Source organism: Microbulbifer sp. THAF38 (genome assembly GCF_009363535.1).
In the GTDB taxonomy this organism is placed as follows: Bacteria; Pseudomonadota; Gammaproteobacteria; order Pseudomonadales; family Cellvibrionaceae; genus Microbulbifer.
Map to the genome: position 1 here is coordinate 683,113 of NZ_CP045369.1, position 24,389 is coordinate 707,501.

General features: G+C 52.9%; 16 protein-coding genes. 2 read left to right on the forward strand and 14 right to left on the reverse strand.

Features of this window, described 5'->3' with window-relative positions:
* Nucleotides 1-4: 4 nt before the first annotated feature.
* The 8 genes from FIU95_RS03080 to FIU95_RS03115 form a co-directional block, all read right to left on the reverse strand.
* Nucleotides 5-1,363 carry a YHYH protein gene (locus FIU95_RS03080; protein WP_152451379.1) on the reverse strand — a complete coding sequence of 453 codons (1,359 nt, stop codon included), beginning with the start codon at nucleotides 1,361-1,363 and terminating at the stop codon, nucleotides 5-7.
* A gap of 421 nt (nucleotides 1,364-1,784) precedes the next feature.
* On the reverse strand, nucleotides 1,785-3,074 hold the full coding sequence (locus tag FIU95_RS03085; RefSeq protein WP_253868823.1) for a YHYH protein: 1,290 nt from the start codon (nucleotides 3,072-3,074) through the stop codon (nucleotides 1,785-1,787).
* Between the two features lie 289 nt (nucleotides 3,075-3,363).
* The gene (locus FIU95_RS03090) at nucleotides 3,364-4,746 is read right to left on the reverse strand and encodes an MATE family efflux transporter (protein ID WP_152451383.1); all 1,383 of its coding nucleotides are present in this window, start codon (nucleotides 4,744-4,746) and stop codon (nucleotides 3,364-3,366) included.
* Between the two features lie 158 nt (nucleotides 4,747-4,904).
* Entirely contained in the window at nucleotides 4,905-5,378 is a 474-nt protein-coding gene (gene rimI / locus FIU95_RS03095; RefSeq protein ID WP_152451385.1) for a ribosomal protein S18-alanine N-acetyltransferase, read from the reverse strand.
* A complete protein-coding gene (locus FIU95_RS03100; RefSeq protein WP_152451387.1) occupies nucleotides 5,375-6,148 on the reverse strand; it encodes a hypothetical protein in 774 nt (257 codons plus the stop codon). The genes rimI and FIU95_RS03100 overlap by 4 nt, the downstream gene beginning before the upstream one ends.
* Nucleotides 6,149-7,684 (reverse strand): 2-isopropylmalate synthase, encoded by a 1,536-nt coding sequence (locus tag FIU95_RS03105; RefSeq protein ID WP_152451389.1) that lies wholly within the window; start codon nucleotides 7,682-7,684, stop codon nucleotides 6,149-6,151. It lies immediately after the preceding gene.
* Between the two features lie 401 nt (nucleotides 7,685-8,085).
* Nucleotides 8,086-8,595, reverse strand: a complete 510-nt coding sequence (locus FIU95_RS03110; protein ID WP_253868824.1) for a MarR family winged helix-turn-helix transcriptional regulator — start codon at nucleotides 8,593-8,595, stop codon at nucleotides 8,086-8,088.
* Nucleotides 8,596-8,597: 2 nt separating this feature from the next.
* Complete coding sequence (locus FIU95_RS03115; RefSeq protein WP_152451391.1) at nucleotides 8,598-9,077, reverse strand: glutathione peroxidase; 480 nt, start codon at nucleotides 9,075-9,077, stop codon at nucleotides 8,598-8,600.
* Between the two features lie 180 nt (nucleotides 9,078-9,257).
* On the opposite strand from FIU95_RS03115, the gene FIU95_RS03120 reads away from it, so the two are divergent.
* On the forward strand, nucleotides 9,258-11,189 hold the full coding sequence (locus FIU95_RS03120; RefSeq protein ID WP_152451393.1) for a cytochrome c/FTR1 family iron permease: 1,932 nt from the start codon (nucleotides 9,258-9,260) through the stop codon (nucleotides 11,187-11,189).
* Between the two features lie 161 nt (nucleotides 11,190-11,350).
* Here the strand turns inward: FIU95_RS03120 and FIU95_RS03125 are convergent, their stop codons facing one another.
* The 6 genes from FIU95_RS03125 to FIU95_RS03150 form a co-directional block, all read right to left on the reverse strand.
* Nucleotides 11,351-13,237 carry an MFS transporter gene (locus tag FIU95_RS03125; protein ID WP_152451395.1) on the reverse strand — a complete coding sequence of 629 codons (1,887 nt, stop codon included), beginning with the start codon at nucleotides 13,235-13,237 and terminating at the stop codon, nucleotides 11,351-11,353.
* Nucleotides 13,238-13,504: 267 nt separating this feature from the next.
* Nucleotides 13,505-15,337, reverse strand: coding sequence for an MFS transporter (locus FIU95_RS03130; RefSeq protein ID WP_152451397.1), 1,833 nt, complete (start codon nucleotides 15,335-15,337; stop codon nucleotides 13,505-13,507).
* A gap of 175 nt (nucleotides 15,338-15,512) precedes the next feature.
* A complete protein-coding gene (locus tag FIU95_RS03135; RefSeq protein WP_172975307.1) occupies nucleotides 15,513-17,366 on the reverse strand; it encodes an MFS transporter in 1,854 nt (617 codons plus the stop codon).
* A 309-nt stretch (nucleotides 17,367-17,675) separates the two neighbouring features.
* Nucleotides 17,676-19,562: an MFS transporter gene (locus tag FIU95_RS03140; protein ID WP_152451401.1), complete on the reverse strand. Its 1,887-nt coding sequence runs from the start codon at nucleotides 19,560-19,562 to the stop codon at nucleotides 17,676-17,678.
* A gap of 215 nt (nucleotides 19,563-19,777) precedes the next feature.
* Nucleotides 19,778-21,847 (reverse strand): M13 family metallopeptidase, encoded by a 2,070-nt coding sequence (locus FIU95_RS03145; RefSeq protein WP_152451403.1) that lies wholly within the window; start codon nucleotides 21,845-21,847, stop codon nucleotides 19,778-19,780.
* 231 nt (nucleotides 21,848-22,078) lie between these two features.
* Nucleotides 22,079-23,347, reverse strand: coding sequence for a TonB family protein (locus FIU95_RS03150; protein ID WP_152451405.1), 1,269 nt, complete (start codon nucleotides 23,345-23,347; stop codon nucleotides 22,079-22,081).
* 342 nt (nucleotides 23,348-23,689) lie between these two features.
* On the opposite strand from FIU95_RS03150, the gene FIU95_RS03155 reads away from it, so the two are divergent.
* A complete protein-coding gene (locus FIU95_RS03155) occupies nucleotides 23,690-24,388 on the forward strand; it encodes a cyclic nucleotide-binding domain-containing protein (protein WP_152451407.1) in 699 nt (232 codons plus the stop codon).
* The last annotated feature ends 1 nt before the right edge of the window (nucleotide 24,389 follow it).

Consider the following 24,389-nt stretch of genomic DNA (forward strand, 5'->3'; position numbering starts at 1 on the left):
GGTGTCAGCGCCCAATGGTCGAAGAACACCGGTTTACAATGGTTTGGTCATCCAGTTTTCCGTAAAAGCGTGGTCCAAAAGTGAAAGGGAAAGCGGGCACCAATTGGGCGTCATCGCTGAGGGTGACCGTCAAGTGATAGTGGTAGCCGCGCTCTTCATCGGTGTGGCCGTTGTATTGGTCCAGGTAGGCACCGCCTTGGGCGGTCAGCTCGGAGTCCCAGTAATAGTCCTCGTAAAAGAAGCCGGCGCTAGTGTCGAACTCGTTACCGGATAGGGAGGTGTAACTGCCGCTGGTGGATGGACCGGCATTGTTAGTGCTCGTAGTGCCCTTACTGGTGTCGTATTCATCGACCAACAGGCACGAACGCTCACCGGCGGTGCCACAGCCGGTTTCGGAGCTGGGATCGTCGTAGTCGCGCACCGCCCAACTGCTTATTGCCAATTGGCCGTCGCCTTCCCAGGGCCCGTGAATCGCGAAGCCGTCGGCGGTATAACCATAAATTGGCGAGTGGGCATCACCCACATCCCCCACCAGGTTTGCCAAACAGTCGCTGTAGAAATGGTGGTGGTAGTCGCCGTTGGCGGCGTGGCCACCACAGACATCCACATCGTAGACCTCGGCCAGGGGAGCGAGCGTATGCCAGGTATTGTTGACAGACTGGCCATCGCTCCACTGATAAATTGAGGTGCCATTTACCCAGTAGCCCTGCACGCCGAGGCTGGTTTCGCAGTCCTCTGTCGCGGCTTCCGGGGATTTGGGGATATAGCCCTGGTGTGAGACATTCTCCGGGCAGACAGGGCCCGGGGGCCAGAAGCCATAGCCGGCTTCTGCACCACAAGAGGCGTTGCTTCGATAGCCGATATCCTGGCCAAAACTAATAAAGTCTCCCTCTTGAATATTGGGGCTGCCATTGAGGAAATCGCTATTAATTTTGGGGCGGGTCAACAGGGCGTTGAGGATATTTTCGGTGATCAGAATTTCGTAATCGGGGATTCCACTTGCGGATACACGGGTGTATTCCTTGCCGCCTACCGTTACGGATTCGACACTCTGCACATTGACCAGGACCTGCTCATTGCTGTTGTTCTCGTAGATAAAGGGAGCGCGTTCGCCAGTGGTATTGACGATCCAGACGCCGGTATCCTCTGAGCTGCCGCTGTCCTCGCCAGTTTCCTCGTTCTCGTCGTTATCCCCGCTATCAGTGTCAGTCGAAGTGTCGCTGCTCTCGCTACCGGTTTCTGTGTCGGAAGAGGAACTCCCTCCACCACCGCAGCCCTGCAGAACGCCGGTGAGTAGTGTGAGAGCGAGGGCATAAGATAAAAGCGAGCGTCCGTCTGGATGGAGTGTTTCTATTATTTTCATGGGAAACCCTGGCATCAAAGGAGAAGTCACCTGAAAGTACTGAAGAAAAGAGGACAAAATATGGACAATTAAGGAGCTTGCAGAGCTGGTTTACCCGATAAAAAACGTTATTCACAATTGCCTTTAAACGGGCCTTTGCGTGAAAACGGCTATGCCTGAAAAACCGTTTCTCCCCAATGGGCCTTGGGAAGTCATTCATTTTCACTATGCCAATCTTTCAGTGCGTTGAAAAAAATTTGGTGCGGCTCTCTGGCACAGGTTTGGCACTGTTAAATTTTGCAAAGTTTGCCGCTGGGACGAGCCGTGAGAGGGAATTACAGCTGTGGGGGTGAGCTTGCCAACCGCACCGCAGGGAAATCCCACAGCACGGTTCAACCGCATCAGTGCTTAAAGATAAATGCAAATCTTTAAAGGCTCAGGCTTACCTTGGTGGCGGCCCTGGCGGTACACCGCCGCCGACTTCATCGGAGCAGACACTGACAATGGTCTGGCTATCCAGTTTGCCGTAGAAGCGCGGTCCGAAGGTGTAGGGGAAGGCTGGAGTAAGCTGCCCGTCCTCGCCCTGGGTCACGGTGAGGTGATAGTGGTAACCGCGTTCACTATCGCTGTGGCCGTTGTATTGATCCAGGTAGGCACCGCCCAGGGCGGTCAGGTCACTATCCCAGTAATAATCCTCATAGAAAAAACCGGACTCGGTAATAAAGATATTTCCCGATAAAGAGGTGAAAGTATCACTGGTGCTGGGGCCACTGTTATCCAGTGCTTCAGTACCCTTGGTAAGATCGTACTCGTCGACTAATAGGCAGCTGCGTTCCCCGGCAATGCCACAACCACTGGGTGCGCCAGGGTCGTCGTAATTGCGAATGGCCCAGCTGCTTATAGCCAGTTCTCCATCAGCTTCCCAGGGGCCATGGATGGGGTAGCCATCGGCAGTGAAGCCGTAAATGGGGGAATGGCCATCGCCTGAATCCTCAACTAAATCCGCCAAGCAGTCGCTGTAGAAGTGGTGGTGATAATCGCCACGGGCCGCATGGCCGCCACAGATATCCACGTCGTACACTTCTGCCACAGGCGCCAAGGTGTGCCAGGTACCATCCAAAACCTGGCCATCGCTCCACTGGTAGATGGAAGTGCCGTTGACCCAGTAGCCTTGTGCGCCAAGCCCGCTTTCACAACTTTCATCGGACTCCTCCGGTGCCAGGGGAAAATAGCCTTGATGAGAGACATTCTCCGGGCACATGGGGCCGGGGGGCCAGTAGCCGTATCCAGCACCCGTGGCACAACTCTGAGAGTTGCTGCGGTAACCGATGTCCTGGCCAAAGCTGACAATATCGCCGATTTGTACAATGGGGCTGCCGCTGACAAAGTCCGTGGCAGACTTGGGCCGGTTGATCAGCCAATCGTATAGGTTGTCGGTGATTTCTGTTTCGTAATCCGGGATGCCGGTCGCGCTCACCAGGGTGTAATCCTTGCCATCCACCGTGACCGATTCAGCAGTCTGAACGTTCACCAAAACCTGTTCGTTGCTGTTGCTTTCGTAGATATAGGGAGCGCGGGCACCGGTGGTGTTCAGAATCCAGGGGCCGCTGTCACCACCATTTCCGCCATCATCGCCGCCGCCATCTCCGGAATCGTCTCCCGGGGGAGGATCTGGATCGTCCTGGTCACAACCCACCAGGCTTGTTGAGACTAGGATCGAGAGAAGGGCCAACAGGATTGCATCGCGCTACAGTTGCCGCCGAAATAATAGGCTTTCCTCTTCTTGCATAAGTCACCATCCTTGATTGGGAATTAGTAAGCTTCACCAGACGCTGGGCCCAGCTCCGGCTGAAACTAACGTGCAAAGAGGGAAGCAATATGCAAGTTGGTGGTTGCGGCGGATGTTTCCTTATATCGCGCCGTAGCGTGAGATAGCGCACTGCAAAATGAGGGAATGGCAGTCCTGTTCCATATAGAGGGACACAGTAGGACTGCCGATCGAGATTCTTGAGAAGTTGAATTTAACTGGCGGACAGGGACTCTGTCGGGCTGACTTCCGCACCGCGTTGGCGTGTATCGTGACGCAGCCACCACCAGGATAAGGCACCGAGTAGCAGGTTGGATGCGGCGGTTGCGGCAAACAGCCCGGCCATACCCCAGAAATAATTGCCGATCCAGGCCAACGGCAGGTAGACACCGAGTACCCGCAGGAACGAGATCATGGTCGCGGGCAGCGGCCGACCCAAGCCGTTGAAGGCGGCATTGGCCGACATCACAAAACCGTAGCCGGCATAGCTAAATGGCACCAGGCTTAAATAGGCTACAGCCACGGCGATAACTTCCGGGGAGTCACTGAACAGGCGCACCACAGGTTCGCCGATAAAATACAGCAGTACCGCCAGGCCAGCCCCCAGCACCAGGCAAAAGCGTGCCAGCACACTGACGGTCTCCCGCAACCGGTCTATGTTGCCGGCCCCGGCGTTTTGCCCCATGAAGGGCCCCACCACGGCAGACAGTGCATAAAAAACAATCAGAGCTACAGGCTCGATCCTCAGGGCTACACCGAGTCCGGCCACGGCCTCGTCGCCGTGTACGGCTACCAGTGCCACCACCACGCCACCAGCCATGGGAATAATCACATTGGTGAGAACTGCGGGCAGCCCCACGGCGAGGACTTTGCGCCAGGATTCGATCAGAGTGCCGAGGTGCCACTGGGGCGCGGCCACCAGGTTTTCCCTGCGAATTAGGTAATAGAAGGCGATAAAGAAACTGAGGGCGCGCACGACCACCGTAGCGATGGCCGCTCCCTGTAATTCCAGCCGGGGAAAACCCAGTAACCCGAAGATCAGAATGGGGTCGAGAATCAGGTTGAACAGGGCTACGCCCACCATGATTCGCCCGGTCAGTGCGCTGTTGCCGATAGCGCGCAGAGCCGAGAGGGCAATGGTGGGTACGATCACGAAAATAGTGCCGAGATACCAGGGCACCATATAGTCCTCAATCAGCGGCATCAGCTCTTCGCTGGCGCCGAGCAGTGAAAAAAGGGGGCGAATAGTCAGCAGGCCGACGACGGTAATGACTAGAGAGATGAGCAACGCCAGTACCGAGGCGTCTGTTACCAGCCGGCGTACATTGCTGACTTCCCTTGCGCCATAGGCGCGGGCCACTGCAGAGGAGGTGCCGGCGCCGAGGCCAATGGAGAAACTGTTGATAACCATCACCACTGGGAAAGTGAAGCTCATCGCTGCCAGGGGCGCATTACCCAGCTGTGAGACAAAGTAGGTGTCCACGATATTGAAAGACATTACCGCGAGGATACCCCACACCATGGGCAGAGCCAGTCTCTGCAGGTGGTCGGAAACGGAGCCTTCTAGGAGTGAGGGACTGCTTTTTGATAGCGACATTCGATAACTCTTTCCAACAAATCGGTTGAGTGGGCAGATTTACTCATACTGCCCTGGAGTGGCCTGACAATATAAAAACGGCTCGGCAGTATCGCCTGCGGAAAACTGCGCTGGGATGCGCAGCAAGAAAAAAGGCTAAAAACGTCCGCCGTATGATTCTACGGTTGCGGTTCTGCCAGGGCGAGGCTCATGAGTACAGCATTTTCGCGTTCGCCGTTATCCGCGGGATAGTAATTCTTGCGCAAGCCATCCTCGGAAAAACCCAGTTTGCGGTAGAGTGACTGCGCGGCGAGATTGGAGGCCCGCACTTCCAACAGCAATCGCCGGATATCTTCCTGCAGCTCACCGATAAGACGTTTCAGCAGCATTTCTGCCAAGCCGCGCCGGCGCCACTGCGGCGCCACAGCCACATCGAGAATTTCTGCCTCGTCAAACAGCTTGCTGACGACACAGCAGGCGACAGTCTCAGAGCCGCTGCAAAGCAGCCAGCACTGGTGTCCGGCTTTCAGGCTTTGCAGATATTGTGTCTCACTCCAGGGGTGGCTGTGGGCACTGAACGCCAGAGTTGCCAGGGCGGCACAGTCCGCCTCTTCGGCGAGTCGTAAATTCAGTCCGTTACTCAAAGATATCATTGAGCGCGGGTCTCAGCGGGGTAGGCCTTGCGTAGAAGCTGCCAGAGCTCGCGCTTGCGTAGCGGTTGTTGCAATAACTGGGACAGGCTCGGCATGGGTAGGATACGTACGCTGCCCCAGTGATTGATATCACTCTCGAGGGTTTGTGGGGTACAGAATTCCTGTGCCTCTCGCCCCATCAGCCAGATAGATTGCACCGGGTAGCGCGAGCAGGAGGCCTCCAGCCAACTGGAAAAGGTATCGCGGGCCTCTGAGGCATCTGCTGCCGGGCCGAAACGGTTTTCCGCCATGGGCCAGTGCAGACGCTCCTGCTGGCGAGGTAACTCGTGCCAGTTGAGAGCGCGCACAATGTTGCCGAACAGGGCATCGAGCGGTAGTGCGGCACCGGGTTCGTGGCTGTCCACCGCGAGCAGGGTTTCGCCGAGACGCCAGCAGTTGAGCACGAAAGGCTTCACTTGCTGGCTCGGTGCCGCCACGGGGGTAGCAATGGCCGGCTTTGCCGGAGCCTGTACCTTTGTTGCGCCGGTGAGTGCACTGATCTCTGCCGCGACAGTATCGCGCTTTTGGATTACCGGGACATCGACAATCTGTGCCACAGACTGCGGCAGGGGGTTGTTAGCTTGCTGCAGCGGCTGGCCTGCGGCGCTATCCGGCTCCGCCGGCGGCAACTCCGCCTGGCGGGGCTCGGGAGCGAGTGGCAATACAAAGCGCGGCACATAGCTGGCTATGCCCAGTACCGACAGATATTCCGCTCGCTGCAGCTCGTTCACTTACACGCCCTGTTTCTTACTCTCACTAATGGCGAGCAAGTTTAACGCATCCATGTAGGCTTGTGCCGAGGCAATCAAAATATCGGTATCGGCGCCAACACCATTCACCAGGCGACCGTCTTTTTCCAACCGCACGGTAACTGAGCCCTGGGAATCTGTTCCCTGGGTGACGGCGTTGACGGAATACAGTTTTAAGTCGGCGCCACTGCTAACGATCTGTTCGATGGCCTTAAAAGTGGCATCCACCGGGCCGCCGCCCTGGGCCTCGGTTTGGAGGGACTCACCATTAATAGATAGCTCGATAAAGGCCTGGGGCGCGCTGCCGATTTTAGTGCGCACATCCAGGTCGAGCAGCTTGAAGCGCTCCGCCGGTTCCTCGCGCAGGGCCACAAGGGAGTGGAGGTCCTCGTCAAAAATTTCGTGCTTTTTATCGGCCAGTTCCTTAAAGCGTTGGAACACTAATTGGAATTCATCGCCGTCGGTGAAGGCGATGCCCAGCTCCTCATAGCGGGCGCGCACGGCGGCCCTGCCAGAATGCTTGCCCAGCACCAGGCGGTTTTGTCCCCAGCCCACATCCTCGGCACGCATGATTTCGTAGGTTTCGCGGTGTTTGAGTACCCCATCCTGGTGAATGCCGGACTCGTGGGCAAAGGCGTTGGCACCGACAATGGCCTTGTTCGGTTGTACTGGGAAGCCGGTTACCGACGAGACCATGCGTGAGGTGGGCACAATATGGTTGGTGTCGATGCCGGTTTGCACTGGGTAGAGGTCCTGGCGGGTCTGTACCGCCATCACGATTTCTTCCAGGGAGGCGTTACCGGCACGCTCGCCCAGGCCATTGATGGTGCATTCCACCTGGCGTACACCGTTCATAACGGCGGACAGGGAGTTGGCCACCGCCAGGCCCAGGTCGTTGTGGCAGTGGGTGGAAAAGATGGCTTTGTCGGAGTTGGGAACACTCTCGATGACCCGGCGGAACATGGCGCCGTACTCGCCCGGTTCACCATAGCCGACAGTGTCGGGGATATTGATAGTACCGGCGCCAGCGGCAATCACCGCCTCGATGATTCGGTACATAAACTCCGGCTCGGAGCGACTGCCGTCCTCCAGGGAGAACTCCACATCATCGGTAAACTGGCGCGCGGTCTTCACCGCTTTGACCGCCTGTTGCAGTACATCCTCAGGGTCCATCTGCAGCTTATATTGCATATGGATCGGGGAGGTGGCGATAAATGTGTGGATGCGGGAGGCATTGGCTTTTTTCAGGGCTTCACCGGCACGCACTATGTCGGCGTTGACGGCGCGGGCGAGGCTGCAGATGCGGGCTTCGGTCACGGCTTCGGCGACCGCCTGCACCGCTTCAAAATCTCCGGGGCTGGCGATGGCGAAGCCCGCCTCAATCACGTCTACACGCATACGTTCCAGCATGCGGGCAATACGCACCTTCTCCTCTTTGGTCATAGAGGCGCCGGGGCTCTGCTCTCCATCGCGCAGAGTGGTATCAAAAATGACTAATTTTTCTTTTGTAGTGCTCATTTCTGTCTTTTCTCCTTATTTGTTTCGAGGCTAAACAAGGGGCTTCGCCGCTGTCTACGCGCCGTCCAAATAAAGTTGGGAATTCTGTTCAGGGTGGGGGGAGAAAAATTATATGCCGCCTAGGGGCAGTCGCAGCGAGAAAGCTAGGGCGAAATGGCAGTGGCTGTAGGTGCGGTTGTCAGTCTTCATATGTGGAGATACCGGCTTCGGACTGGATTTCGCACATTATGGATGTTATTTGATCTGCAGGTCAATACATGTCCTAATAATACGTTTAAATAATCTTTTTGGGGTGAGATTGTCCTATTTTGCTCCTTATTTGTTGAGCGTATTTCTACATTTGGCGGTATTTGCCCCCAGGCTAGTCGAGTCATGGGGGCTGGGGAGGCCATTGCGGAGGGCTATTTAGCGGGCACTTTGAAATTGTTATCTTCCAGCTTGTGTAGAAACTGCCAAAGGTCACTGTGGAGTTGCTCCACCTCGGCACGGGTAATGTTGGAGCCTTGCAAGTTTTGCTGTACCCACTGCTTGGCCCGGGGTTTTAACGCCAGCCCAGCACTGGTGGCGGCAACTAAGGTGACGCGCTCATCCCATGGTGCGCGGCTTCTCTCGACCAGGCCATGCTGCTGCATGCGCTTTAACAGTGGGGTGAGAGTGCCGGAATCGAGCATCAGCCGCTGCCCCAGAGCGCCGACACTTCTGTCCGCATTACTACCCGCGTCTTCGTCTGCGCCTTTTTCATTTTCACTGGCCCACTCCCACAGCACCATCAAAACCAGGTACTGGGGGTAGGTGATGCCCAGATCCTGCAGCATGGGCTGGTAGGCTTTTGTCATGGCCCTGGAGGCGGCGTAGAGAGCAAAGCAGAGCTGGCGGTTTAGGGCCAGCTCGGAATCGTCATCACAAATCACGCTTACAACATCCGTTCGATTTCTTCCTGCAGGGACTCTGGGGTGTCCTTTGGCGCGTAGCGCTTAACTTCCTTGCCGTCCTTACTGATCAGGAATTTAGTGAAGTTCCACTTGATGCCCTCGGTACCGAGGAGTCCCGGTGCACGTTTCTTCAACTCTACAAATAGTGGGTGGGCGGTGGGACCATTGACATCCAGCTTGGCGTAAACGGGAAAGCTGACGCCAAAATTCAGTTCGCAGAACTCTTGAATCTCATCATCGCTGCCGGGTTCCTGCTTGCCGAACTGGTTGCAGGGGAAGCCGAGTACGGCCAGGCCGCGGTCTTTATATTGATCGTAGAGCGCCTCAAGCCCTTTGTATTGCTTGGTGAATCCGCACTTACTGGCGGTGTTGACCACAAGGATCAGCTTGCCCTTGTAGTCTTCCAGGGATGTAGTTTCGCCACTAGCAGTCTTAACGGGAATTGAGTAGAGGTTGGACATAGTGTGCTCCATCTATTTAAGTTGTTTACAATTTAATTGCGCGCAATTCAAAATGCAAGGCTTTCAGTTTACAGAAGAGGTATCAGTAAGTTTCAGGCGGGCCTTATTGTGAGAATAATTATCAATTATATTATGCGTCCCATAACCGATATTGTTTGCTGCAACTGAAAAGGACTCTCCATGCGCCTTTCCCATTATCTGGTCCGCTTGTTTATAGTCTTGTTGGCCATTTCGATAATTCCTGCCCAGGCCCAAAAATCGGGGCTCTCCGAGCAGGAGCTGCGCCAGTTGATGCAAATGGCGGAATATATTGGCGTCGATTACCCGGAGGCAGTCGCCGGGGGTGAAATTATCAATGCCGATGAATACGCGGAAATGGAAGAGTTCGCCGAACTGTTGATCGACCGCGGGCAGCAGCTGGAAGACTCTACCGAGGCCAGCGCAATCCGCTCCGAGGCCCAGGCCTTGCAGGCGGCTATCCAGCGCAAAGCCGATGTCGGTGATGTTCAGGTTCACACGGCCAGGTTGCGCCAGGGACTGCTCTCTATTGCTCCGGCACTCTCCTTGCCGAGTGATCTCCTCAGCATTGAGGAGAGCCGTGTGATCTACCAGGCCCAGTGCATTGCCTGTCACGGTGTTGAGGGTCGAGGCGACGGCCCCCTGGCAGCGGGGCTGGAGCCGGCACCCACCAACTTCCACGAGCGTGAGCGCGCAGAGAATCGTTCCCTGCTGGGGCTTTACGATGCCATCAGCAACGGAATCGATGGCACCGCTATGACTCCCTTTGCAAATCTCACGGAACAGCAGCGCTGGTCCCTGGCATTTTACGTTGGAGGTCTGGCATTTGTTGGAGAGAGCGCCGCGGCCGCGGATTCAAAGCCGAGCTTGCAGGATCTGGTGATGTACAGCCCCCAGGTACTGCGCAATGATCGCCCAGAAATCTCCCCGCAAGCGGTGGCGGCTCTGCGGGCAGATCCGAGCGCCCTGTTTTCCTCAGAGGGTCCAGAGGAAAGCACTCCCATCGATGTGGCGCGCACTCAACTACAGGCATCACTGGTTGCCTACCAACAGGGCGACTTCGCCAATGCCCGCACCTTGGCTATAAGCGCCTACCTCGATGGTTTCGAAATGGCGGAAAACTCACTGGACTCCCTGGATGAGGGGCTGCGTCTAGCAACCGAACGCGAGCTGCTGGGATTGCGCGCTCAGCTCAATGCTGACAGTGATCCCCAACTGGTTCGGGCACAGGTCGAGACAATTTTGCAACAGCTGGCCCAGGCTGAGTCACTGATGAAGGAGAGTAATCTGTCAGGCGCCGCGCTATTTATTGCGAGCCTGGTGATCCTTCTGCGTGAGGGGTTGGAAGCGCTGTTGGTGGTGATCGCACTGACCACCATTCTGGTCAAAACCGGTCGTCGTGACGCCCTCAAGTTTGTGCATGTCGGCTGGATCGGCGCCTTTATTGCCGGCTTTGCCACCTGGATTGCAGCGCAGACCTTGATCACTATCAGCGGTGCCGGTCGCGAGGTGATGGAGGGCGTGGCCGCCTTACTGGCTGCCGTAGTGCTTTTCTATGTGGGCTTCTGGATGCACAGCAAGACTCAGGCGGACGAGTGGCAGAAGTATATTCGTGAAAGCATTAATCGCAGCTTGAGTAGCGGTGCGCTCTGGGGGATTGCGGGGCTGGCATTTATCGCGGTTTACCGTGAGATTTTCGAGACCATCCTGTTCTATCAATCCCTGTTGGCGCAGACCTCTGCCGGCCACTACGGCACTCTGTGGGCTGGGGTTGGCGCAGCTGTCGCTTTCCTTGCGGTGCTGGGCTTCGTTTTGGTGCGCTACTCCGTGAGCCTGCCTATAGGCAAGTTCTTCAGCGTAACCACTTATGTGTTGCTGGCACTGTCATTTGTGCTGGCAGGTAAGGCGGTTGCAGCGCTGCAGGAGGCGGCCTGGATTGGAATTTCACCACTGCCGGTACAGTTCAGCTTCGATTGGCTGGGCATCTACTCCACTTGGCAGGGTATCGGTTTGCAGGCCTTGGTATTGGTCGGCGCCTTCTGGCTGATGAAAAAAGGTGGTAGTGCGACCGAAGCTTCAGCTAAGAAAGCATAAATCGGCGGCAGAAATCTTGTGAGGCACCCGCTCACCGCAGCGGGTGCGCTCAACTTTGAAGTAGCATTTCTCCTATCCCCTCCACCCATCTCGTTTGCCTGGTCCGTTTAGCTCACTAAGCCGCTTTGCGCCGACACCTATCTATCCTTTCTTTTTTTCCATTAGTTGTTCTCTTTGTTTTTCTTGAGATCTCGCATTCGTTTTTGCAAGCTCTCCGAATCTGTATTGATACTCTCTACCGGCTGCCCTGCGATAACGAGAACTTCGGGAAATAAGCGTCGTTTCCTTTTCTTCTTTGGCTGCTGCGCTGTGTTTTCGGCCTGGGCGTCGGCGCCATGTAAGGCAATGGGGATAACCGGCACAGACTTGCGTCGTAAAATCTCCTCAATGTCTTTCAGAAACGGCTGTAGCTCACCGTCTTCGCTGATTTTCCCCTCGGGAAAAATACAGAGTAATTCTCCGTTTTCCAGGCTCTCCTCTATGGCTTTGTAAGTGCGCTCACGGCTGTTTGGATCATCGAGGTCCAAGCCTATGGGAATGGCATCGCTCATATGCAAAATACAGCGCAGCAGGCGGGACTTAAAAATAGCTGGATGGGCGACAAAGCGTACATAGCGTTCAACAATATCTGCCAATATCACTGGGTCCAAAAAGCTGATGTGGTTGCTGACAATGAGGGCGGGCCCTTCATTAGGGATTTGATCCAGTCCCTTGAAGTTGACCTTATAGAGGGTTCTCGCGGGCAGTAACAGTAATACACGCATAATGAACTCTGGCAATTTGGCAAAAATCAGGCTGACCACTACCAGATTCAGTAAAGCGATAATCACAAAGTACTTTGGGATAGAGATCTGGAGGATATCCAGGAAAGTAATGCTCAAGAGGGTTGCTGCGACGATAAAGAGTGAATTGAGCATATTGCTGATGGCAATAATTTGTGCGCGGATCTCTGCACTGGAGCGATCCTGGATCATTGCATACAGCGGCACGGTAAAAATACCGCCAAAAACGCCGAAGAGAGCGATGTAGAGAAGAATTAAGAAAGAGCCCTGGCTATTAAAAAACTGTGTCAGGTCTGCATTGGTCAAAGTATGAAAATGACTGGAGTGAAAACCCAGCGCCATGCCGGTGCAGGTGATGCCAATAGCCCCCAATGGTATCAATCCCGGTTCAATGCGCCCTCGGGATAACCAATTGCACAGTAGTGATCCAAGCGCCGTGCCCACGGTGAGGCTGCATAAAAGCAGGGTGATTACCTCTTCACTTCCCCCGAGGACAGCGCGGGTAAAATTAGGTATTTGGGCCAGGTAAGCCGTAGTAATCAGCCAGAACCAGGCAATGGCAAGAATTGAATAAAATACCGAGGGTATTTGCCATGCCGAGTACATGACCCGTATGGCGTGTACGACCGGATTCCAATTGATGTGCAGTTTGGGGGACGGAGCTGGTGCCTTGGGGATGGCGCAACTTGCTAGATAGCCGCTGAGGGCCACACATATCAATATAATGGCGATATATGTCAATCCATGTTGGCCGGGATGCGTGAATCCAACCAGTAGAGTACCGACGATCGTTCCAGCTAATGTGCCAATAAAAGATCCCATCTGGATCAGTGCATTGCCCCCAAGCAACTCGATTCTATTTAACTGTTGTGGAATCAGGGAAAATTTAGCGGCACTAAAAAGTGCTGCGTAGGTGCCATAGCAGAAAATAACCGCCAGGCTCAGGGCATAATGCCGTGTAAATAGCGCAACAATACCCACGAGTCCTATGCCAATTTCGGCCATCTTGTAAATTCTGATGAGCTTGCTTTTATCTATTTTGTCGGCGAGTTGTCCTGCGGATGCGGAGAAGAGGAAATACGGCAGAATATACAAGCTGGTGGCAATATTGATCAGTGTATTGGCTTCTTCCTCCGTCATACGGAATACGAGCAATACAATTAACGCATTCTTATACAGATTGTCACTGAAAACTGCTAGAACCTGAGTGATAAACAGCGGCAGGAAACGCCGTGTACCGAGCAGCTTAAACTGGTTTTGAGCCATTTTTTATCGCTTAAAAGGGCTGCCCTCTGAATGGCGGTTGCTAATTGACTGCGATGGAACTCTCGATCGAAATCTGATGCTGTATCTGAATATAGCGAATATCATCTTTATGACATGCAATATTGGCATCGATACTTGTATTTGCTGCTGCCTGATTAGATTGAGAGTATTTTGCTTTGAAGTTGATAGGTTTTTACAAAGTATAAAGTGGTAGGTGTGGTGCAATTACTCAGGGTGAAGTGGTGTTGTAGCTATCAATTTGTGGGGTTACCTAGTAAGGATTGAGTCGTTTGTATTCTCCACAGCGATAGGCTGTCCGATGCTGATATGAACTTTGGGGATAAGATTAAATCTTTTGGCGTTGCGGTTGCCTCGAGCCTTGTAGTTCAAGCCTTGTAAGACAAGAGGGATTAGCGGGGCGCTTGTATCGATCAAGGCTGTTCTTAGGGGTTTCTCAATGTCAGTCAATAGACTGTCCAACTGGTCTTGCGTGTAAAAAAGACACATTAATTCACCATTCTCTAGTGCCTGGCGTATTTCAGTAGACAATTGAGTTTTGTCTCCTGATGACCCATAAACAATGGGGGCAATATTGTAGTTCTTAAAAATAAAGTGCATTAGTGGAGACTGGTAGAACCATTGGGGCAGAATGAAACGAATAGGCCTTTGTAAAGTGTCCATCAATAGTAAGGGCGCCAGTTTCACAGTAGCGTTGCAGGTCAATAAGGCGGCGCTTTTTTTGGGAATTTTTTTCAGCTTTCCATAGGCGGTGCGGGCTAAGAGGTGTGAGGAGAGCCAGATCAGCAGGTGCACAATAAATTCTGGAAGCCTGTAAAACAATAAGGCCATTACAGCAAAATTGATCAGAGCCATCAGAATAAACAGCTGCGGAATGGTAATTTTTACCACATCCAGAATAAATATATTGATCAGTGTAATGATCGTAGTAAAAAGGGCGTTCATTACATTGTTCAGTGAGAGCACCTGCGCGCGTACTGCGCGATCTGTCCTGTCCTGCATAATGGTGTAAAGGGGTACAATAAAAACACCACCGGAAATGCCCAGTAACGCTGTGTATATCAATACGGCATAAGCGCCGTCACTACGCAGGTATTCGCCAACGGATGCCCCGGACAGTGTTTCAAACTGGGCGGTGGTAATACCGAGGCCCAGTCCTGCCAGTGTCATACCCAGAGCGCCAATGGGCACTATGCCAAAGGTAATACGTCCTCTAGACAGGGTTTCACACATCAGAGAGCCCGCCGCCACACCAATAGATAAACAGCACAGGATAATGGTGATGACCGGTTCGCTGGCTCCCAGTACATTCTTGGTAAGGCTGGGTACCTGAACCAGGTAGGCGGCACTGACTAGCCAGAACCAGGAGCAGGCGAGAATTGCGTAGAAAACCGATGGATTCTTTGTGGTCAGCCGCAGTATGCGCCAGGCTTGCGAGACAGGGTTCCAATCGATGCGCAAATCTGGGGCCGGTGCTGGTGCTTGGGGAACTCGGCGACTAGCGATATAGCCCAAGACTGCTATCACTGCCATAGTCGCGCTCAATTCATTGAGTCCAGATTGACCGGGGTTGGTATATCCGGCTAATAGAGTGCCGGCAATAGTGCCGCTCAACACACCGGCAAAAGAGCCCATCTGGGCAAGGCCATTGCCTCCCATCAATTCTCTACGCTTTAGGTGTTGGGGCAAAATCGCATATCGCACCGGGCTGAATATGGCTGTATGGCTTGCCAGTAGGAAGAGCACAATAAAGTTAATAGTTTGATTGTTATAAATCAGGCCATAGGCTCCAAGTAAAACGATGAAGATTTCCGCTAACTTCAAAATCCTGATTATTTGGCTTTTGTCATATTTATCCGCCAACTGGCCGGCAGTAACGGAAAAAAGGAAATATGGCAATATATAAAAGCCCGTTGCCAGATTGATTAAGGCGTCGGCTTTTGCTTCGGAGAGACGAAACGCCAGCATCACCAGGAGCGCATTTTTAAAAATATTGTCATTGAAAGTGGCACTTGTCAGTGAGAGAAATAGAGGCAAAAAGCGGCGCTTGAAAAGAAGCGTGAACTGATTGTGTTGGGCCATTGGCACCTGTCCATGGTTGGTCTGCTTCTAGTAAACGGGTGCAGTAATTAAATGATCACTCTGTAAAAGTATAAATAGTAAAAAGCATAGGCCAGGAATGGGGTTTTGAATGCTGGGATGTCAGCAGAAATTTCCGCCAACAATAAGAGTATCTACAGTCTAATGCTATTGCTGTTTAGAATTTGGTTTTGATAGACGTTGATTTGGCTTGATAGAGGGTTTGATAGAGGCCCTGATGAGTAATGTTGTCGCCACTTAAAGGCTCTTCAGCAGCCAAAAATACTTTCCCGCTCAATTTACTCGCTGCTTTTTTGCTTTGAATAATTAGTGGAATAATAGGAATAGCTAGGTGTCGTAAGAATTCATCCAGCGGCATTTTTAATCTATTGGAGGGTTGAGAGGGTACGATTTGATCAAGCATCAAACACAAGAGTTCCCCGCTCTGTGCGGATTTCTCTATCTCAGCAAGCGCTAGATTGTCCTCCGTCATCTCCTTCGTAGCATAAATAATTGGGGGCGTACCCCCTTTGTTAAGTGAAAAGCGTAACACTTTGTTTTTATACAAAGATTGGGAGAGTATAAATCGAACTGGGCGGGGCAGGGTGTCGTAGATAAGTAGAGGAGCGCGGTAATCTGTAGAGTCACAGATAAGCAATGCGGCCTCTTTTGAAGGTACCTGCTCCAGGCTTTTACTCCGTACTCGGGTCAATAAATTTGAGTAGATCCAAGTGATCTGATGAACCAATAATTCGGGCAGCTTGAGGCAGATAAAAGCAAGAGTAAGAAAATTCAGAATGGATGTGAATATAAAGAGCTGTGGAATGGTTATTTTCACGATGTCTAGTAAGTATATATTTAATAAACAGACGAGCATGACAAACAAGGCAAAAAACATATTGCTGAGTGCGAGGATTTGTCCGCGTAGCTGTTTCTCTGCTCGGTCTTGAATAATGGTGTAAAGTGGTACGATATAAATCCCACCACAGAAACCCACTAGAACAGTGTAAAGCAGAATTGGAAAAGAGCCATCGCTCCTAAGAAATTCAGTGATACCGGCTCCAGACAGCGTATGAAATTCCATTGCACTAAAACCCAATCCCAGTCCTCCCAGAGTGATACCAATACCACCAATAGGCACAATCCCAAAAGTAATGCGGCCTTTGGACAGGCCTTCACATATCAGTGAGCCTAGTGCCACACCAACTGTCAGGCAGCAGATCATCAGGGTGACCACCATCTCGCTGGCACCCAGGGTATTCTTTGTAAAACTGGGAAGTTGTGCCGAAAAGGTGGTGCTTATTAGCCAGAACCAAGAAGAGGCAATGATCGAATAAAAAATGGCAGGGTTCTTCATTGATTGATGTAGGATTTGAAGGGTCTGCTTGGCAGGATTCCAGTTAATCTTTAAGTGAGGCGTAACTGGCGGCGCTAATGGAATTGCCCGGCTGCTTAAGTAGCCAAATATTGCGATAAGTAACATGATGAGGGTGAGATATAACACCCCATGTTGACCAGGTTTCATAAAGTCTGCGATTAATGTTCCTGCAATTGCACCGCCTAGAGCACCAGCAAACATTCCCATTTGTGTCACCCCATTGCCACCCATGAGTTCCTGGCGCTTCAGGTGTTGGGGCATAATCGCATAACGCACAGGGCTGTAGAAGGCTTCATGGCTTGCCAATAGAAACAGAACAAAAAAGCTTAAGGGCGTATTGCTGATGTAAATTGCAAAGGCGCCGAGGAGTACAATGGGTATCTCCAATAATTTAATGAGCTTAAGTAATTTGCTTTTATCATACCTGTCCGCCAATTGACCCGCAGTAATTGAAAATAGGAAAAAAGGTAAAAGATAAAGGCCTGTAGCGAGGTTAATTAGGGCGTTAGCTTCAGCTTTTGCTAAATGAAAAGCAAAAATGACTAATAATGCGTTTCTGAAGAGGTTACTGTTGAAGTAGATGCTAATAAGTGTGAGGAATAAAGGTAGGAATCGGCGTTTTCTCAGTAGTTGGAACTGATTTTGTCGAGCCATTACCATTTCCTTGCATGGGGCTGCCCGCTGACTAGTGCTTGTTCGTCACCAGGTGCCTTCGGCAATTTATAAAACTGATGCTTAGCTCCTAGTGATTCTCATCTTATGACTGTGAGCTTACTTTTGATGGGGTTACATTTGATGGAGCTTAGATAAGCATAGGTTAGCCGTACGGCGACAATAACCACCGCTTTATTGTAGGGCTTGGCGTAGTAAGGATTGATAATTGGCGTTAGATTACTGGGCTGGTATTGATCCAGCCCAGTAAGGCAACTCCAGTAAGGCAACTTTATTAAGGTGACTAAAGCCTTACCTTTTTTCTCCGCGAAGCTCTAGAACCTCATCGCGCAAAGCCTGGGCCTTGGCTTCCGGTGCCTCAATCGGTGAGCCCGCCACTACGCAGACCTTGGACCAGAAACGCTTTGGCAATGTGGTGAAAGCATGTCCGCCCTTATGGCTGAAGAAGCTACCCCAAAGTCCACGCAGGGCCATGGGTATAACCGGAACTGGTGTGCGTGCCAGAATCTTTTCTATGCCGGCTTTAAAGGGTTGTAATTCCCCATCTTTGGTGAGTTGCCCCTCGGGGAAAATGCACAGCAGGTCGCCACTTTTTAGGCCTTGCTCAATATCCCTGAATGCCTGCTCATAGCCTGCTGGATCCTGGGTTTTGGAGCAGATGGGAATGGCGCGCCCGGTGCGAAAGATAAAGTGCAGCACTGGGATTTCGTAAATCGGCTTGTACATAATAAAGCGAATTGGCCGGCGTACGGCGCCCGCCAGTAACAGGGCATCTACATAGCTCACATGATTGCATACAATCAGAGCCGGTCCCTCTGCGGGAATTTTCTCCAGTCCTTGGTGTTTGACCCGGTACATGGTGTGCGAGAGCATCCAGATAAGAAGGCGCATGGCGAACTCTGGCACCTTGGTGAATACAAAGATTGCTACCGCAGCATTCATCAGCGCGATAATCAGGAAAAACTCTGGAATCGAGGCCTGCAGTATATTCAGGAACAAAATACCCATCAGCGCCGAGATCACCATAAATAAGGCGTTGAGGATATTGTTGACCGAGATAATCTGAGCGCGAATCTCTGCTGCCGAGCGGTCTTGCATCATGGCGTAGAGGGGCACTATGTAGAGACCGCCGAAAATACCCAGCAATACGATACAGGTAAGAATCGCGAGGGCGCCATCGCTGTTGAAGAATGCGGTCAGCGTGGGCTGCTGTAATTCCTGGAAACTATTCCCGGCGAAGGATAGGGCAATGCCGGCAATAGTGAGACCGGCTGCACCCAGCGGCACCAGGCCCAGCTCGATATGACCGTCGGATAGGCGCTCGCAAAGCATGGAGCCCAGCGCAATGCCGATAGTGAATGCGCATAGCAGCAAGGTAACGAGAGATTCATCTCCTCCCAGCACGTTTTTAGTAAAGCTGGGTATCTGAGTCAGATAGGCCGCGCCCAGCAACCAAAACCAAGAGATGCCGATGATGGCATAGAAAATCGACGGGGTTTTGGCGGTGGTACTTAAGATGTTACGGGTTTGTGTGACGGGGTTCGGGTTGATACGCAGGTTTGGAGCGGGCGCGGGACTTTTGGGAATCCAGCGGCTCGCTAGGTAACCAAATATCGCAGCGCCCATAATAATTAGGCTTAGATAAAAGAGACCGTGCTCCCCCTGTCCAGTCAGGCCTGCGAGCAGGCCGCCGACAATGGTACCGGCGAGGATACCGACAAAAGTGCCCATCTCCACCAGAGCGTTGCCCCCGACCAGCTCGGAGCGCTTTAGGGACTGGGGCAGGATGGCGTATTTGACCGGCCCAAAGAATGCAGATTGCACCCCGAGCAAGAAAAGCACAGCGAGACAGAACACGTGGTTGCCGCTGTAAAGGGCACCAATACCAAGGGCGCCAATCACGATCTCCCCCAGTTTGATCAGCCTGATTAAGCGGCTCTTATCGAATTTGTCCGCAATCTGGCCAGCGGATGCAGAAAACAAGAAAAAGGGCAGGATAAACAGGCCGGCGGCAATGTTGATCAGCGCATTGGCTTCGCTCTCCACCAGGCGGAAGGCGATCATCACGATCAGGGCGTTTTTATAGACATTATCGTTAAAAGCGCCTAAAAACTGGGTGATAAAGAAAGGCAGAAAACGGCGACTGGCAAGCAGCTGAAACTGGGTGCGATGGGCCATTGGTGATATCTCTTATAAAAGCACGCTGTCCATCTTAAGCCATTGGGGCAAGGGGTTGTCCAGCTTGTAGTGGCGACGAAATAAATGGTACGAAAGTGAGGGGGGATGAGGGGAGCCGGGAAGTCTGGCTAGCGGAACATTAAGGCGGGAAACCGGCCGCCGGAGCGGCCGGTGGTGTTCAAAACCGGTCATTCTTAGTCGGATTTTTCCAACGATTACCAGATCTTCACACGCTCCTCTTTTGGCAGGTACATGCCGTCACCCTCTTTCACATCGAAGGCTTCGTAGAAGGCTTCGATATTGGGCAGAACACCTTTCACCCGGTACTCGGCGGGGGAGTGGGTATCCACCTTCATACGGCCACTCAGAGCTTCATCGCGAATCTTGCTGCGCCATACCTGGGCCCAGCCGAGGAATACACGCTGATCGCCGGTAAAGCCATCGATTACCGGGGCTTCTTTGCCATTCAGGGACATTTTGTAGGCTTTGTAGGCGATGCCCAGGCCGGATAGGTCACCGATGTTTTCCCCCAGAGTCAGGTTGCCGTTAATGTGCTCGCCTTCTAGAGGTTCGAATGCATCGTACTGGGAAACCAGTTTTCCGGTGAGGTTCTCGAAGTTACTGCGGTCGGAGTCGGTCCACCAGTTGTTCAAGTAGCCCCTGCCATCAAACTTACTACCCTTGTCGTCGAAGCCGTGACCGATTTCATGGCCGATAACGCCACCGATGCCACCGTAGTTCACCGCGTCGTCGGCATTCAGATCAAAGAAAGGCGGTTGCAGAATGGCCGCTGGGAAAACGATCTCGTTCATCGCCGGGTTGTAGTAGGCGTTCACAGTCTGTGGGCTCATGCCCCACTCACCGCGATCGATGGGCTTACCCAATTTGTTGCGATCGTAGCTGGCTTCAAACAGATTGGCTGCAAGCACGTTGTTCACGAGATTGTCGGCGTCCACTTTGAGGGCGGAGTAGTCGCGCCACTTGTCGGGGTAGCCGATCTTGGTCGTAAAGTTCTCCAGCTTGAACAGCGCCTGCTTGCGGGTGTCCTCGCCCATCCACTCTAAAGACTCGATGGATTCACGGTAGGCAGCTTTCAGGTTGTCCACCAAGACTGTCATGCGTGCCTTGGCTTCCGGTGGGAAGTACTTCTCCACGTAGCGCTTGCCGACCAGCTCACCGACTGCGCCATTCACAAACTCTACGCCGCGCTTCCAGCGGGGTTCCATCTGTTCTACACCGTGCAGCTTGGTGTTGTAAAAGTCGAAATGCGCCTGGGCAATGTCACTATGCATATAGGGCGCCATGGCAGAAAGTACCTTGACCTTCAGGTAGCGCTTCCAGGTGGCTATGTCGGTATCGACGATGATCTGGTTGGCGGCTTCCAGGTACTCGGGCTGACCCACAATAAAGTTGTCGGCCTTGGCCAGCTTGGCGGTTTTCAGGTAGCTGTCCCAGTCCACTGCGGGCATCAGTTCTTTCAGCTCGGCAACGGATTTCTTGTTGTAATATTTTTCGGGATCGCGGTTATCCAGGCGGGTGCGGTGGTGTTTGGCCAGGCTCTCTTCCAGTTTGAAGATTTTGCCGGAGAACGCCTCGGCATTATCGAGCTCAGCCAGCTCCTGGATTTGTACCAGGTACTCTTTATAAGCTTTGCGTAGGCCTTTGCTCTTCTCGGTATCTTCGAAGTAGTAGTCGCGGTCTGGCAGGCCCAGGCCCGCTTGCCACAGGAAGGTGATGTAGTCCTCGACCTGCTTCAGGTCCTGGTAAATGCCGCCACCGAAGGGGACGTCATAGCCGGCGATGTCGGCATAGGCGAAGAAGTCGGTCAGATCCTTGCGGGTTTTAATAGCATCGATCTTGGCGAGTTCGGAGGAAACGGCGGCAATGCCTTTTTTCTCGATCAGCTTTTCATTCATAAAGCTGTTGTAAAGATCGCCAATCTGCTTGGCGTCGGCACTGCTGGCGCCTTTACCGGCCTCCATAATCAGTGTTTTAACCTGTTCGGTACTCTTGTCACGCAGGATTGAGAAGCCGCCCCAACGGGACTTGTCTGCGGGAATCTCGGTGTTTTTCAGCCAGGTACCATTCACATATGCGAAGAAGTCATCCTGTGGGCGCACGCTGGTATCCATGGCGCTGAGGTCGATACCGGACGAGAGTTGCGTCTGCTCAGCTGCGGCCTTGTGATGACCTGAACCGCTGTGGTCGTGGGCCTGGGCCGTTAGGGATAGTTGGGTGCCGGCGAGGATGCCTGCAATCGCGACAGGTAATAGTAGTTTTTTCATTTTGGCTAATTTTTGCTCAGCTGAATCAAGGGTACATGGTAAAAGGGGACACTGAGGTTGGGCAAGAGGGCTGCGTCTAGCGGCAGATGGGCTGCGGCAGATGGTGGCTTCTTTCAAGCCGGGACCGCGCTAGCAAGGAGGGGAAATCTGGAGAAATACTAACAGTGTTTTTTCAGCAAAAGCCCCACTGGGTGGGGCTTTTAGGAGAGCAATTTAGTCTAGGAGAGCAATTTAGTCAGGCAAGTTAAAGGTAATTGGCAGCGAGAAGCTGAAGGATTCCTCTCCCAGCTGTGCGGGTACTGCAGGGTAGGGGGCCGCTCTCTCGACGGCTGCGCGGGCTTCTCGGTTAAGCGTGCCGAATCGAGACTCCTGGATTGCCTGAATATCAATCACCTCTCCGCGGGGATTGATCACTACATTCAGGCGCACACTGCCTTCCTGGCCACGCTCCTGGGCGCGTTTGGGATAGCGAATATGACGGAAGGTGTGGCGCAGCAAATTAGAGGTGTAAATTTGGCGAGCGAGTATCATGCCGGCGGTCAGAGGCGCCTCATCTTCCTCTTCAAATTCGTCATCCATATCGACAGCGGCCATATTTTCAGGGCTGCTTGCCGCTAGTTGCGTTGGCTCGCTGTTATTCTCCCCCTCCAATTCCAGCGGCTCTCCCTCCACCTGGGTAAGAGAATCTGCAGCCTCAGCCACTTGCTCTGTGACTTCCTCGGCCACTTCAAGTGCTTCTGAAGTAAGTGTTTCTGAAGCTTGCGGTGCAGAGGCTGCGGGAGTTGCCGGAGTCAGAGTCATGGTGGGGGGGGCGAGATCCACCTCAACCATTGTGGGCTTGGCTAACTCCTCTTCTTTCTGAGGGGCCTGTGCCGCGGCGAGAGCCTCCTCCTGGCCAATCTGCTTCAGCTGCAGCTCAGCAATACGCTCGCTGCTGGGCTCCAAACTCTCGAAAGTGGAGCGAAGGGAAGCGGGGACATCACCAGCGGAGAGCAGGCCATCGCGGAAATCCGTAGAAGGGGGCACTGGGCCGATCCAAGCGCGCAACAGGGTATTGAAGAAATCCGGGTTGGCTATCTCACCGAGAGTGATGCCATTGAGGGAAACCGTGGTGATACCGCTGTCGGCAGCGAAGTCTACGGCTAACTGGTCCCCGCGGTGCAGGCGGCCTCTAAATAGGTTGGCGAAGGTCACCATATCTTCAGCTTGGCTGCTCAGTGTGTCACCGCGGTTATTGATGGCGATACTCTCCATCCACTGATTGCGGAAGCGGCGCGCGGGCAGGCTCTTGGCCAACACCCGTACTTCCAGGCGCCGGGGTATCTCTGTGTTGTAGAGGTTGGCGGAGTCAGTGGAGAGACTCTCTGAGTAGATGGCGGCGATATAGAGCTCTTTGTTGAATTGTTGTTCGAGCGCAAGGCCATTTAAGAGCGGTGCAGCTGAGGCAGTTACAGCAAAAGTTAACACCCAAAGTGAGAAGACAATTTTTATCGATTTCATTGTTCTATGGTGTCTGCAAGTCCGGAAGCGTGGCTCCGGTTATTAAAATTGAGGTATCCCTCCCCGGTGCACACAAATCCTATGAATGAGTGCGCATTGAAAGTGTGAGAGAGCACACTGTGCTCAACACTTCGCCTAACTCTACTGCAACTGCAATGGAGTTCAAGCCTAGTGAGGTTAGAATGCCCTCCCGCGCGGCATCGCGGGTCTAAGCCGGGAAACGATTGTCATAGCCATCGACGGGTGTGGCAGACCGATATCGTTTAGAATCCGGCCTCGCCAAGTGGCATCCGCCACACTTCGGGAAAAAATGGAAAAGTTTTCACTAATTTTGCGGTATCTATGGAAATTAAGCCTCTTATTGACTATCCGCGGGAAGCTGTCGATAAGCTCCTAAACGTTATTCATTTGTTTCGTGATATTCGTGCGGCCAGTGAGTGGCAGTACGACGTACTGTTAAAGCGCTCCAGGCTTTTGAGTTTGCAGCCGGGGGAGCAGTTACTGCGCGCTGGCGATGTCGATCAGTGGGTTTTTTTCCTGCTGCGTGGTGAATTGCAGGTCCAGGTGGAAGCTAGCGGTCATGGAGGGGAGCGGACTCTCGCGGTTATCCGCCCAGGAGAACTATTCGGCGATCTCTCCATGCTGTTGGCGGAGCCCCGCAGCGCTAATGTTTTTGCCGCACACAATAGCCGTGAGACCCAGGTACTCGGGCTCGATTGCACCCTGTTTGGTGATTTGGAAGATTTTTCCCTGTTGCAGCTGCCGACAAAGTTGACCTTTTACCGCAACATGGTGCACTCGCTGCGCTGGAAGCTGGAGGTGTACCGCTCCAAGTATCCGAGCCACCAGTTGGCCGATAGCCACCGCAAATTAAAACTCTATACCGGGCCGAAGAATTGCCGCGAGGAGTTGGTTGCTTTGGCAGATCAGGCCAGGGCTCTGGCGAGAATACTTCTCGACTGGAATGCAGAATTTGGTTCTGGTGAATTGATTGATGATGAGTCCGATATGCTCGGTTTTCTGGAATCGATGCTGTCTTAAT